The 12,961-nt window shown below is 58.5% G+C and carries 15 protein-coding genes and 1 pseudogene; 7 read left to right on the plus strand and 9 right to left on the minus strand.

The window, feature by feature from the left end:
• Entirely contained in the window at window positions 1–582 is a 582-nt protein-coding gene (locus FJ419_RS00445) for a cation transporter (protein ID WP_140542951.1), read from the minus strand.
• Between the two features lie 581 nt (window positions 583–1,163).
• Between FJ419_RS00445 and FJ419_RS00450 the strand changes: the two genes are divergently transcribed.
• Complete coding sequence (locus FJ419_RS00450; protein ID WP_140686779.1) at window positions 1,164–2,651, plus strand: integrase arm-type DNA-binding domain-containing protein; 1,488 nt, start codon at window positions 1,164–1,166, stop codon at window positions 2,649–2,651.
• Window positions 2,652–2,725: 74 nt separating this feature from the next.
• Here the strand turns inward: FJ419_RS00450 and FJ419_RS00455 are convergent, their stop codons facing one another.
• From FJ419_RS00455 to FJ419_RS00470, 3 genes are all read right to left on the minus strand, one after another.
• Window positions 2,726–3,760, minus strand: a complete 1,035-nt coding sequence (locus FJ419_RS00455; RefSeq protein ID WP_140686780.1) for a hypothetical protein — start codon at window positions 3,758–3,760, stop codon at window positions 2,726–2,728.
• 1,326 nt (window positions 3,761–5,086) lie between these two features.
• Window positions 5,087–5,311, minus strand: a complete 225-nt coding sequence (locus FJ419_RS00465) for a hypothetical protein (RefSeq protein WP_140686781.1) — start codon at window positions 5,309–5,311, stop codon at window positions 5,087–5,089.
• Complete coding sequence (locus FJ419_RS00470) at window positions 5,308–5,601, minus strand: hypothetical protein (RefSeq protein WP_140686782.1); 294 nt, start codon at window positions 5,599–5,601, stop codon at window positions 5,308–5,310. Before FJ419_RS00470 ends, FJ419_RS00465 begins: the two co-directional genes overlap by 4 nt.
• A 76-nt stretch (window positions 5,602–5,677) precedes the next feature.
• Here FJ419_RS00470 and FJ419_RS00475 point away from each other — a divergent pair, with 76 nt between their 5' ends.
• Both FJ419_RS00475 and FJ419_RS00485 read left to right on the plus strand, forming a co-directional pair.
• Window positions 5,678–5,902 (plus strand): hypothetical protein, encoded by a 225-nt coding sequence (locus FJ419_RS00475; RefSeq protein WP_140686783.1) that lies wholly within the window; start codon window positions 5,678–5,680, stop codon window positions 5,900–5,902.
• A gap of 165 nt (window positions 5,903–6,067) precedes the next feature.
• On the plus strand, window positions 6,068–6,319 hold the full coding sequence (locus tag FJ419_RS00485) for a hypothetical protein (protein ID WP_140686785.1): 252 nt from the start codon (window positions 6,068–6,070) through the stop codon (window positions 6,317–6,319).
• 518 nt (window positions 6,320–6,837) lie between these two features.
• Here FJ419_RS00485 and FJ419_RS00495 read toward each other — a convergent pair.
• Entirely contained in the window at window positions 6,838–7,035 is a 198-nt protein-coding gene (locus FJ419_RS00495; protein WP_246679093.1) for a hypothetical protein, read from the minus strand.
• 8 nt (window positions 7,036–7,043) lie between these two features.
• A complete protein-coding gene (locus FJ419_RS00500) occupies window positions 7,044–7,532 on the minus strand; it encodes a DUF768 domain-containing protein (protein WP_140686788.1) in 489 nt (162 codons plus the stop codon).
• A 200-nt stretch (window positions 7,533–7,732) separates the two neighbouring features.
• Between FJ419_RS00500 and FJ419_RS00505 the strand changes: the two genes are divergently transcribed.
• Both FJ419_RS00505 and FJ419_RS30640 read left to right on the plus strand, forming a co-directional pair.
• Entirely contained in the window at window positions 7,733–7,978 is a 246-nt protein-coding gene (locus tag FJ419_RS00505; RefSeq protein ID WP_140686789.1) for a hypothetical protein, read from the plus strand.
• Between the two features lie 34 nt (window positions 7,979–8,012).
• A complete protein-coding gene (locus tag FJ419_RS30640) occupies window positions 8,013–8,189 on the plus strand; it encodes a hypothetical protein (protein WP_181170563.1) in 177 nt (58 codons plus the stop codon).
• A gap of 899 nt (window positions 8,190–9,088) precedes the next feature.
• Here FJ419_RS30640 and FJ419_RS30645 read toward each other — a convergent pair.
• Together FJ419_RS30645 and FJ419_RS30650 are read right to left on the minus strand one after the other, a co-directional pair.
• Window positions 9,089–9,226 (minus strand): hypothetical protein, encoded by a 138-nt coding sequence (locus FJ419_RS30645; RefSeq protein WP_181170564.1) that lies wholly within the window; start codon window positions 9,224–9,226, stop codon window positions 9,089–9,091.
• 145 nt (window positions 9,227–9,371) lie between these two features.
• Window positions 9,372–9,632 carry a hypothetical protein gene (locus FJ419_RS30650; RefSeq protein WP_181170565.1) on the minus strand — a complete coding sequence of 87 codons (261 nt, stop codon included), beginning with the start codon at window positions 9,630–9,632 and terminating at the stop codon, window positions 9,372–9,374.
• Between the two features lie 112 nt (window positions 9,633–9,744).
• Here FJ419_RS30650 and FJ419_RS31075 point away from each other — a divergent pair.
• A pseudogene (locus tag FJ419_RS31075) lies at window positions 9,745–10,687 on the plus strand (IS110 family transposase); the annotation flags it as partial.
• A gap of 999 nt (window positions 10,688–11,686) precedes the next feature.
• Here FJ419_RS31075 and FJ419_RS00535 read toward each other — a convergent pair.
• Window positions 11,687–12,013, minus strand: coding sequence for a hypothetical protein (locus FJ419_RS00535; protein ID WP_140686793.1), 327 nt, complete (start codon window positions 12,011–12,013; stop codon window positions 11,687–11,689).
• Between the two features lie 507 nt (window positions 12,014–12,520).
• Between FJ419_RS00535 and FJ419_RS00545 the strand changes: the two genes are divergently transcribed.
• Entirely contained in the window at window positions 12,521–12,802 is a 282-nt protein-coding gene (locus tag FJ419_RS00545; RefSeq protein ID WP_281405817.1) for a transposase, read from the plus strand.
• Window positions 12,803–12,961: the final 159 nt, after the last annotated feature.

The raw sequence follows: 12,961 nt of genomic DNA on the forward strand, positions 1-12,961 counted from the left end.
CTAGGCCTCCGCCGCGTGTTCCTCGCGCGCAGCCTCCCAGACCTCGCGGGCGGCATCCGCGTTCATGACGCCGATCGCGAGCCCGACGATCGCGTCGGGCCAGACGGAGCCCGTCCACGCCGTAACAAACCCGGTGATGATGATAGCAACATTGGCGACCGCGTCGTTGCGGGCGGAAAGGAACGCCGCCTTGGTGAGACTCCCCTTGTGATGGCGGAAACGGACAAGAATGAACGCGCATGCCAGATTGACGATAAGAGCGCCCGAGCCGGCAAGCGAGAGGGGCACGGGCTCGGGCGGAACGGGATGCGAGAATTTGAGCCAGATCGCCCAGAGCGTCGCCAGCGCGGGTATCATCAGCACGATGGCCAGACCCATGCCAAGGCGCGCGCGGGACCTGAGGCTCCAGGCCATGCCGAGGAAGATCAGGAGGTTGACCGACGTGTCCTCAAGGAAGTCGATGCTGTCGGCGAACAGCGAGACGGAACCGATCGACAGCGCAACTGCGAACTCGACTCCGAAATACGCAAGATTGAGGAGCGCCACGATCAGCACGGCGCGCCGGAGATGGCTGTCCATCATCTCCATCACTTTGCATCCATCGTAAAGATTAGTCTGTAACCGTCGTTACGACAGGAAGATGCCAATGGCTACCGAAAAGCGGCTTTCACTGACTACAAGGTGCCGCCCGAGCCGGACCGTGGACGGGTTTCTCTATGGCGTTGCTTGAAAGGCTTGGTGCCGCCTACCTGCAGAACGGCGTATGCATGTTGCCGAACACCCCGGAGGCCCCCAAGCTGACCGAGCGGGAGATTCGCCTCGCTCGGTGGGGAACCTGTTCTGCTGGAGTCCGCGCGGCGACAGTCAGACAAGGTCGTGCGGCGCTTCCGCGCTAACGGTGCTATTTGGCTAGTCGTTGGATTGAATTGGCGCGCCCGAAGAGATTCGAACTCCTGACCCCCAGATTCGTAGTTTATTTTTGTAGCTCGCAGAGACTATCCAGAATTACTCCACGGTTGCATTGCGCCGTTCGCTCCAATTATTTGTGCACAGCAGCGCACTCTGGCGTGGACATACAACGTGGTCCTATGAGAGTCTAAAACCGGCCGAAAAACCGGCTGAATTTTCTGGCCAGTAACCACTAGACTTGCAGGAATTGCGCTATGGCCGACATTCGTATCCTCATCAACGACAAGGCGGTTAGCGACCTTAAGGCGCCTAGTTCGGGGCAGTACCGCGCCCGTGACACCCAGCTTAAAGGCTTCCACGTCATCGTCGGTAGGCGAAGCAAGACATTCGCTGTTCAAGGAGACCTGCGGAAGGACGGCAAGCGCGTTGCATCAATCTCAGTACGGATCGGCGACGGGGAGACAATGTCTACTCGCGAAGCTCGCGCAATAGCAAAGGCATACCTCGCACAGATTTCCAAGGGGGAACACCCGAACCCAAAACCTGACCTGCCGACCGACCAGCCAGGAAGTGCGAGTGTCTCGCGGGACAATATGGCGGTACTGGTGGATCAACGGACGGATGCAGCACCTAAAGGTATCACCTTGAGCGAAGCATGGCAGCGTTATCGCGACGCACACCTGATTCGGAAGGGCCGAAGCGGCGGTACGATCGAGGGCTACCGCGACCACGTTGAACGACTCTTCAAGGATTGGCGGGATACACCCCTAAAGGATCTCGCCGAGGACCCGGCCAAAGTCATCACCAGACATGACGAGATCACCAAGGAGCACGGCCCCTACATCGGGAACGGCAGCATGCGGACCTTGCGTGCAGTCTACAATCATGCGCGCCGGGCCCACCGCTATCTCCCGGCCGATAACCCGGCAAGTGTGGTAGATTGGAATTCAGAAAAACGGCGTAACACAGCAATGGGGCTCGAAGATCTGTCCCATTGGTTCCATCAAGTCGCCGCGTTGCAAAACCCTATTCGGCGAGAATTCCACCTTTTCTCTCTGCTTTCCGGATGCCGTCCAGCGGCGCTCATGGAGGCGCAGCCACAGCATCTGGATCTGCGACGCCGCACGCTGCATATCCCGCGGCCCAAGGGGGGTGCGGACCGTGCCTTCGACATTCCGTTGTCGCGCCAGATGATCCTCTGCCTTCTGCGCGCAATCCGCTTTGCCCACCATTTCTATCCCTTTCAAGCCAAGAATTGGCTCTTCACGGCGGAGAGCGCCAGCGGCCATCTGGCCGAACAAAAGGAGGATCGAACGGTTCTTGCTAAGTGGGGCAATGAGTTACGCCAGACGTTTAGAACGCTTGCGGCCCCGGCGGGCGTCTCAGAGTTCGACGCACGTCTGCTGATGAACCACGCCATCCCCGGCGTGAACGCCGGTTACATTTCGCGGCACAAGCTGCTTGAAGACCACCTTCGTGCGCAACAACAAGCCATCAGCAACATCATATTCAGCGCCTTAGGCAATATGACCTCAAAGGACCCAACAATTCGCTCATGGCTTGGTCCACATGCGACGCGTCGAGCAATCGACGCCGCCAAGCGGGAAGAGAGCGGCGCTCTGCGCGATTTGGACAGAAGACACTTGGCGAAGGCAGCCGTCACATCGCTTCGACGTTCACCTTCAACTCATTTAGGTCGAGAAGAATTTGCCCGGTGCTTTGAAGAGGATTGCGCTCGGTAACCGATTCCAGACTGATTCTTAAACGGAAAAATGACGCAAGGTCGAGACTTCGTAACACAGAGCCGTGACGCAGCCTACGAAACATAGTTTGACGCAAAAACCTCGTCGTCTAACACAGGCGGAATGACTGCTCGGCTCCTCCCAGATCGCCAGATGGTGAGGTGAGAGCGATCCCGTACGAGCCGAACGTCTGAGCGGCCCACTTCTTTCAGCCACTCGTTGAGAAGGTTGAGGTTGTCGGTCTCTAGAAACCTTTGAATACCAAGAAGGTCACGCCGCAGGCCATCGAAAGCTGCCGAGGCATCCTTTATCCATCTGGCAAGCTGTTGGAGGTCTTTATCCGGTTGGATTGCCAGCCATCCGATCGCATCGTCCTCGCTTTGCCAACCCAATTGCTCGAACGAGATGGTCGCTTGGTGCAGACGCCCTTCTGCGGATACCGAGCGTTTCCCGCCTCTAAGTATCTCATAGCCAAGCAAGGGCGTTGCGTTGAATGGCCTGGACACCGCCTTCAGGCTGCCCTCTGCATCATCGTTTACGGCGACGTATTCCAATACGGAGAGTATCCCTCCGCCTTCCGCCGCGTTTCGATAGATTATTCGGGCAAGCTCAGGGGAGAGGCCTTTCCTAATAAATCTCACCATCCCATCGAAAGCCCGCACCCGCCCACGGATGGTGTTCGCTAAAGTGACGAGATGAGCCGGAACCCTCCAATTGGCCTCGATGGCCGCCTCGTCTACTATGCGCTTCGCCCTTTTCTCTGCGGCGGCAATGCTCTCAGCATAAAGCCCATCCGTGAAGTAGTGATGACCACAGCAATGCCCAACCGCATGCAATTTTCCGGTTGCTTCAGACCAGAGGAGGTGGCCCGTCTCATACTTGGGATGGTCGGGTGAGCAGATCGGGCAAGGTGCCCGGCCGTTGAGCGACACAAGGTGCTTTGGTATGGAGACGTTCAACTTCAGGACCACGACGCCATCAGGAGCTGGGCCTTCGTGCGAGTTATGTGGCCAAGTGTGTGGCTTACCCGTTTCGGAGACATGCTTTAAGAAATCCGGCACTAGATGGTAAGGCCGGAGTGTGAATACGCGTTTGGCTGCTGCGGACATCTAGGCCACCTGCCTGGGCTTCGCCGTGTCTTACGCGTCACTCGGGCCACGGCCCTCGGCTCGATTCGAGCACAACATCTTGTAGCCGATTCTTCGCGATCCACAAATTCGCCGATGGAACCAAATTGCGAACAAAGCGGAACAAATGGCCAACCCCATTGGCCGAACCCGTGAACAAACCGGAATCGGGTGCAAATTTGGGCCGCTAAAACATTCAAGGCGCCCGAACCCAACCGGCTCGGCTACGCACACCAGGAGATCACAAGCGGGTGCGTGTGGAAGTAGCAAAGTTGCCGAAGCGATCAGAGCGTTTGGGGTTTCCTGATTGGACATTGAGGCCCCAGGCACGTCATCTTTTAAGTCTTGAGGCACTAACTTGCTTACCGAGTTTGATGTCGCTACTGGTATCCGCTCCGGCGCATCCACAGCGCCAAGTGGAGGGACTTTTTTTGTCTGAGCCAAATCCCGAACTATTTTTGTCAAAGGGGCTTTTTCCCGAGAACCTTCCATCTGTCTTCACATCACGTAATCTCTGGGCAGGATTCAACTCACTCGGCGCAAATTACGGCATCCTACGTGGCAGTGTTGGTGAGACTGCGACCTACAGTGCCAGCAAACGCGGCGGGCAACGACGCATGTTCAACGTGCCTCACCCAGCATTTGTGAGAGATCAGGCTCTTTTCCTCCAAAAGCACTGGCCAGATATCTCTCCCCTAATCGCTAGGTCCTCCGGCTCCGTTTCTCGCCCCTCTTTTTTTGATTTGGGTCCACGCCACGTCAAAATAACAAGCCACGCCGAGCGAAGACCCCTTCGAGGTCGGCGACCCAGGGGAAGATTAGCTTGGGCGCGGTTTGGCCGATTTCCGAGCAAGAATTCTGGATCACAAACTTCAGACCCCATACTCAAGGAGCGGCGTACGAATTTCCTCCCAATCCCCCCGCAAAGTTTGTTGAGCCTCTGCGTAGCGCCTTGGCGTCCGCGAAAAGAGCCCGCACCGAAGCAGCAGGTCGAAGCCCACCAAGCGAAGGCCGCGTCGTTTGAGGCTGAAGCCTGGCTACGAAACTCAACCAATCTCGGGCCTTCCCCTGACTGGGGTCTCGCTAGGGCAAGCTCGTGTGAGTCCCTGGAAGGACGACATAAACGGTCTCACATGAGTAGTCTCTCGACAAACCCTCTATCAGTCTCACACAACGGTTCTCATGCGGCCATCCAATGGAGACTCCGAAACGCCAACCGGCACCCTCGTGGGATACGCACGCACTTCCACCACCGATCAGAAGGCAGGGCTTGAGGCCCAGCGGCCACGGTCATGGCCGCTGACATCGTCATGATGCGCCGGCTCCGAAACCGCTATGCTCGGGCGAGAAATCGCAGGGCACCGTCTGATTGGCTATGACGGTTCTTGCCCATTGCAGGTGGACCCGGCCATCCCAGTCCCGCACGAATTCGAATGCCTGATGCCTTCTCTGGACGGTGGCGACTATCATGCCGGCTGGATCGATTACCCGGTAGCCGCCTTCGGTCGCCTCGACTTCGAACCGTTCCTTCATGGCCGGAACCGTTCAGTGTGCCACACGATCTTCCCGTCGATCTTCATCGGCTTGTGGACAACAAGCTTTCTCGGCCGATGCTCGGGATGCAGCTCGAGGTGTGTCAGCTTGATCTCGGGTTTGCAGCGGCTGCAGTCGAACTTCAGCTTTAAAGGATCGGCGCTGCCGCCGTACACCATCATCAGGTCAGCCGACCGGCAGTAGCGAACATTGCCGCAGGTGCACTCCACCTTTAGGAGCAAATTGTGCCGGGTCGCTTTGCCCAGCGTATCGACCTTCTCTTGAGTCATGAGAACAGAAAAGGAACAAACTCCTTGACCGTCAAGACGGTTTCAGGAATCTTTTCCGTTTGGGAGGAGATGTCGCATGCCGCTGCGCTATGCTGTGGAGACGTGCCCGAACAGTCCAACGGTGCTGCATATGAAGCTCAACGAGGCAGCCGATAACGGCGGCCGGGTGTTAAACGTCATTTGGCAGCCAGAGCATGATGTATTCGATTACCAGGCCGACTATGACCCCCGCATGAGGGTCGAAGCCGGGTACATCATCATCATGGAATATTTCGAGGAAGATCCCGTGAATGAGCGATGAGCCTAGCCGCCCAGGCGAACAGGTGCAGACCCGTGAACGCGGCCCGCTCGGGCATGCCTGCGAGCATGCCGGTTGCGGGAAGGACGCTTGTTGGGGGTTCGCCCGCCCAAGGCAGCTGTCCCATTGGTTCTGTTATGAGCACCGCAGCGAGGGAGAGAAGTTCCTGTGATCACCCCACCCAGACGAGCCGCTGCCTATGCGGACCGCGAGATTGACTGCCAGGAAGCCATGGAGCCAGGTTTCCAGGCGATCATCGACTGCGTGCTCGAGGCCGGCTGGACGCGCGCGGAAGCCAAACGGGCGTTGCGGCGTCTGATCGCCGCCGACAACATGACGCAAAAGGAAAACGCCAAAGTCGAAGCGGAACTGACAATCGCCCGCGCGATGATCCGAGCCGGCCGGACGCGGCCTTGGTAGTAGCTTCCTGAACGAAGGGGGCGGCGCTACCAAAGACAGACTCGCGCAGCGCATCGCGTCGGGATATGTTCGCCTATGCGGGAATGTTTCGCCCCCCGCTAGAGGGAAAAGCGATGGCGAACTCACACCTGTCTGCGATCGAGGTCGAGATCATACGATCCACCTTCCTAAGCGAAGTCCGCGAAAACAAAGCAACGGAGAGTCAGTGGCGGGAGTTAGCTACTCAGCTAATCCAGACATACACGGGACGGAAAGAAGTCCATCCAACGATGCTTGAGTGGATCATCCGGAAGTAGGCCATGCCACCCCGCGAAACCCCACTCCAAATGGCAGAGCGCCACGTCTGCCAAGGGGAGGCGCTGATCACTCGGCAGCGAGCCCTGATTGACAGGCTGGCGAGAGACGGTCACCCGACGGACGAAGCGAGGAAGTTGTTACGGGAGTTCCTAGAGGCGCAGGCGGAGCACGTCGCTCACTGGCAGCGGCTTTTAAATTCAAACTGAGACTAATGCCGAAGTTTATCCGCTGGGTTGCAGCCGGCTCGATATATGCACATTCACCCCAGCGGCTGCCCCATTCGCTTCTCGAATGATCTTGGCGGCCTCTTCTATCGTAATGCCGCACTTGCGCGCGTAGTACGCGGCTTCCGTTTCAAGCTCGCCTTCCATCGGGACTGTAACGGCCTGCTTGGCCTTCTGCTTTGCCTTCTTCCCCATGACGCGAATCATAGCACATTGGCAGCCCTTCTAGAACGCGCCAGTGCGCCAGGCTGAATAGCCCGGCTTCCCCTCAATCTAGGTGACGCAGGATTTCGGCGGGCCGGACTACCCAGCAAGGGGAATCTCGCCCGTGCATTTTTACTCCAGCAGGGGGCAAAGAAAAGCCCGTCGCAGCTAATGAGCGTAAGCGACGGGCTTTCCTGCAACCCTTTTCCAGTCCAGCGGCTAACACCCTCAAAAGGACCGACCGCAAGTTGAGAATGCACAGGGGTCCAAAATGCCATGCTGCCGCTGCGGTGCTCCATCGCATCAAAGATCAGTTCAAACACGCTGTCGATTTCCTCATTGATCTCGTTCGCTGGGATACCTTCGCGTTCCGCCGCTTTCATCAGTTCGTCAGCCAGGTCGCTTACCACGATGGGGTTGTCAGTCATCTTCTCGGGCAGGTTCTCCGCCATCCAATTGTCAACGAAGTTGATCCCGCGCGTGCTCATCAGTGAAACAGGACGGCCGACAGCACCACCAATCCCACCGAAACAGGGACCGCCGCCATGAGGCACGCCTCGACGATAAGGGTTTCTTTGTCACTGAACATGGATGAAGGAATGCTTCGGCTCGGGGGAGGTTCCAACTCGTGACACCTGCAACCTCTTACGCCCGGCAACGTTCAGCCCGGATCCAAGTGGAGGGTGTCATGCAAGGTAGGAGCGCAACGGCGCCGGTAAGGGAAGACGCTTATAACCCTGCTGAGCTGGCAGAAAAGCACGGCCTGACGCTTGAGCAGGCGAAGATTGTGATCAATTCGAACGGGCCGTCGAAACACAAGTGCGACGTCAGCGCGATCGTTTTTCGGCGCGCATTGGAGCTTTGCGGCAGCCGGCCCATTCGCCGCAAACCGGCGCGTTCAAACACCAGCGCCCAGGATCTGGCCAACCCTTGAAAATCAGACAGATGCACCTCCATTAGCAACTCGAATGGAAGCCGTGCGCGCCGCTGGCGAGATGATAAACGATGCCAAGCAATCCTTCTGGGAGCACATGACGCCTTGGATTATGAATGTGACCGACGATGAGAACCGCCTCCTGTTCACACTTCAGTTCGCCGCAAAAGTGCCATCGGAAGAGGCCCGTTACATCCCTCGGCAGCGTTGAGGCGCGCCCCTGAGAAGATGATCGCATATCTCGGCTTCTCGCGCGAAACGGAGGTCGAGGTCGAGCCAGTCGACCTCGGCTGTGGCGCCGGCCAAGTGACATGCTTCGAATGCGGCGGAACGGGGGATTGGACGCAATTCCATCCGGAACCGCACCAATTTCCTGACGGGCATTCTTGTCCCGAGTGCAAGGGCACCGGAAAAGTGCTGATCTCCATCTAGCAGCCGCGCAGCAAAAAGCCCGCCGGCCGGAGCCAGCGGGCTTTTGAGTTTCTGAAAACGCTAGATCAGGCTGGCCCAATCGACCCGGAGATTACTACGACCTGGGCAGTGACCGTGCCCAGGCGCTCGCGCTTCCGGAGGACGGGCTTTCGTAAATCTTCTTCATTAGATAATTCCCCCTTGGGTGGATGAATCCCTTAAACCCGATGAAGCTGATCGTGCTCCTGCTGGATGTCAAGGGGCAGAAGCTTCGGTTGAAATTCAGGTCACTGCAGGGAACGAAGCAGAAAGCGGCCAAATTTTGAAATGTAATGACCGGCTGCGTAGAATACGCATAAAAGGACTATAGTAAAGTCAGGGTAGCCGAAGTGTGTCAATCGCATAAGACTAGTTAATGCCCAAAAGCCGATCAGGACCGCGACAGCGCGAACCAGGATCCCGAAAATTCGTGTGAAATGGAAGAGAGCCCTAAAATAAAATTTTTCGGCAGTTGCCCACATTTGGCATTCCTGAACCCAATCAACTGCCTAGAGAAGCATGAATGCCGACAAATTTGTAGTGCGCAAAGTGAAGCGCAGCCAAGCTGGCGTGACCTCCCAGCTTCTTGAGGCACCGCGCAACAAAAAGCTCGCCGGCCGAAGCCAGTGGGCTAGGCGGCATGCAATCTGGCAACCAGGCTTAAGGGGAGAATCCGCCTCTCGCCAGAAAGGCGATGATCGCAAGGATGATGCCCGACAGGATCAGCCACATGATCCGTGACAGGTCGCTCGATATCTCGTCGACCTTCTTGCCGACACCATCGATCTTGTCATCCATGTGCCAACGTTCGTCGTCGCGGGCGCTTCGATGTCGCATTGAACGCGCCAGTTTTCGAGCGCGACCACGCGTGCCCGAAGATCGCTGGTGTCCATATGTTCGTCCGCCATTTTGCCCCGATGCCTTTCAACGTGCTGCTAGGATTTCAGTTCAGCGCGTCGCGCGGCGCTGTCCTTGGTGTGCCGGTCGCATTCCTCCGCGTGCGGAGCTTCACGGCGCAACCAGGCGCCATCGTCCTGTCGATTCTGTTCTGATCGGCTAGCGTCTTGCCCTGCGCGCCGGTGAGGCTGTTACGGATCGCCGAGCGTAGGGCTGGCGCATCGCTGGCGCCGGAAGTCGTACACGCCGCCAGCATCAATGCAGTCGACAAAAAGACATGCGGGATCAATGCCCTTTTGGATTGCATGCTGGTTCTCCTTCTCGATTGGGCGCGAACCTCGCCGGTGCCCTGATGCTTGATCAGTTCATAGGCGCCGACGGCTGCCCCCGACACGGCGAGCCAGATGACGGCCCAGGCAATGATGCGCCGGATGCGCCGTTCGACTGTTGCCGCATTCGTCGAAAAGCAGCCGCGCTGCATCGTCGCCATGGAGGCGTGCTGCGGTGCTCATCACCTCGCTCGTCAGTTCGTCATGGGCGGACACGAGGTTCGGCTGATGCCGCCCGAGTATGTCAAACCCTACGTCAAGTCGCACAAGAACGATGACCGGGATGCCGAAGCAATCGCCGAAGCGGCGACACGGCCGACGATGCGCTTCGTCCCAATCAAGGCCGAGGAACAACTCGATGTGCAGACTCTGCACCGTGCCCGCGAGCGGCTGGTCGGCACCCGGACGGCACTGATCAATCAACTGAGCGGTGTATGTTCGACCGCGGCATCGTCATTGCCAAGGGGCGCCCAAAGCTGAACCTGTGGCTGCGCGAGAACCTACCGGACAACACGTTCCTAACCGCCAGGATGCGGCAACTCGTTGATGACATGGTCGACGAACTGCGCGCGCTTGATCATCGGATCAAGCAGCTCGATCAAGAGCTCGAATCGCTCGCGAAGAGCGATGAACGGGCTCGTCTGTTGCGCAGTGTCCCGGGCATTGGCGCGCTCAACGCAACAGCGCTGGCGGCAGCGGTCGGCGCGTGTCGGCGTTCGCGAAGGGGCGTGACTTCGCTGCGTGGCTCGGGCTTGTCCCACGCCAGATCACGACCGGCGGCAAGCCGCGGTTGACGGGGATCAGCAAGCGCGGGAGCACCTACATGCGCGTTCTGTTGATCCATGGCGCGCGAGCGGCATTGCCATATCTGGCGCGAATGGACACCCAGCTCGGCGCCTGGTTGCAAGCGCTGCTGCAGCGCGCCAAGCGTAACGTGGTGGTCGTTGCGCTTGCCAACAAGCTCGCCCGGATCGCCTGGGCCGTGATGTCGAAACAGCGCCCTTACGAAGCCGTGATGGTCTCCGAGGGATAACAAGTTGGGCCGCGCGGGAGCGTCCCGACTACTGCTTGGCTGCATGAAGTCTGCGGGAGGATGTACACAGAGATGGCCCAACGCTTGATCGGCGTTCGGCAAACCTGTCAGCAGGCAGCGGCCCTTTCGAGGCCGAGTATCTTGCTAGGAGCCGGACGCGCGAATCTCCATCTTGGTAGGGCGTCCAGACGCCGAGGCCGGATACATTGGTGCAGACCGGACGTGCCTCTCAAAACGTTCCGCTTGGGGACGGGGCGGGCCATACATTGCCTGCGGCCGCGCCGATCGCGAGACGGCCGGACCGCGCCGGATTGCCTGTGACGATGCTCTGTCACTCCGATGGAAAAGCGCGCCACGACGGTTCCCGTGCTGCAAACAAGCAGCGCTGCTACGCGCTCGAAGAGCGCAGAAGGCTGCACGGCCCATTGGGACTCGACGCCAGAATACGGAATCGTAGAATCGAGAATAGAATGGTGTATTATCGTGTATTAGGAGAGAATAGACGACGTTTAGCAAGTCTCGGAAAGCGCAACAGATGCGACGGCAAGATAAAAGGCCGCACATTGTGCGACGGTCGGTTGGTTGTTTTTGCTGGTGTTTTAGCTATTTATCGCACATTGCTACATAACGGTGCAATGTCTCGTTTTACTCTACTCGTTGAATTGGTAGATGATTTTGCACATTGCGTGGGCATTCATTCGGAAAGAGCCCCAACGGGCCGAAGCAAAACGTAGTTTTGCCGGCGATGCTAAAATCCTAATCGGGGCCGGGAGCAGACGGTCCGGTTCTGGAACGAATTCGCCCTCAAGTTCTTTCGACTTGCGACCTTATCTGGCCGCCGTAGCTGACGGAGAAGCCATCTTCCAAGCCTGGAAAGTTTCGGCAATTCCTAACCAGCGTTTGTTGTCAGAAATCAGCCGATGAATGAAGCTAACACAGCAGGCGCAGACAACCTGGCCGCTGCAGGCTTTTAGGCGCCCGCTGGCAGCACGCCCGGTTTTACGTGACGCTCGCCCGGCCGGTTTTCTTTAGGCCTACGAGCGGGGCCTTCCGCTTCGGTGGCACATAGGACGTCACCAGTTTCAGCGTGTCCATGTTCACCGTCACCGGAACCCCCAGGTTCACCGTAACCAGATCACCATTGATTTGCGTGACGTCGCCGGTGAGTTCGACGTGCTGGCCTTTCTTCACAGTCGATGTCCGGTCGACAATCGAATGCGGGAAGCCATAGGAGGGGATCGAAACGCTGACGCGATCCTCAGTCACGCGCCGGCGCACCGTCGCGGTGATCGCGACCTCGTCGCCGACCTTGATGCCCTTCGCCATATAGAGAGTCTGGCGCGGTCGGTTGCGTCGTCAAGCACTCGCTAATATAGGTGGGATCTTCGATTGGATGCGAGAGGCGTGCAAGGGGGCGGCCTGGCACCTGGGCGGGGTAGGCCAGAACGGTGCCGGCCTATCCGGTGGGGGTCGTAGGGGGACGGGCACCGGCTGATGGCATTATATGCTTCATTGCTAATGACTACGCTCTTCAGCAGGTAGAGAACTCGCCGGGAGGCCCCCAACAACGGCCTCGAGCCCGACGACCTGCCGACGCCAGGAGAGTACCGGCCACTGCAGCGCAGGCGCCGACATCATTTCTCTCGCAGAGATGACGGCCAAGTTGTTCTCCGATGCGATAGTGGCAGGCATTTCGTAGGCGGTGTTTCCGGGCCACCTTTCGGGAGTCATCGCGATCTGTGAGGTTGCCGATCCTGTATTGGGATCGGAGATAGGCTTGTATCTGGACTTGACCTTACGCTTGACCCGGAGCGGCAGCCTCGGCGTTTCGAGGTGATCAACGGCGCTGGCGGCCAGCGTCACTGGTCGATGGATGACAAGGCGCGGATAGTCGCGGAGACGCTGGAGCCGAACGCAGTCGTTTCCGAAGTCGCCCGGCGTTATGGTCTCAGGCCACAGCAGGTGTTCGCCTGGCGCCGCGAAGCGCGCAAACAGGCCGCTTCGGTGCAGCAGGAATCCCCGGCCTTCATGCCGGCGGTGGTGACTCCTCGGAACCCACGCCGACGCGTCCAGCGCAGCCGCGGAAGCGGAAGGCGACCCGAGATGCTGGCGTGATCGAGCTTGAGATCGACGGCATCGCCATGCGGGTCGGCCGGGGAGCTGACGCCAAGACGGTTGCGGCAGTCATCCGTGCGCTGAAGGCAACGTCGTGATCGGGCCGACGCAGGATGGCGTGATGCGGCTGACGGCCGCGCAGTCGGCACTGCTTGAGGT

It is taken from the genome of Mesorhizobium sp. B2-6-2 (assembly GCF_006440615.1).
In the GTDB taxonomy this organism is placed as follows: domain Bacteria; phylum Pseudomonadota; class Alphaproteobacteria; order Rhizobiales; family Rhizobiaceae; genus Mesorhizobium.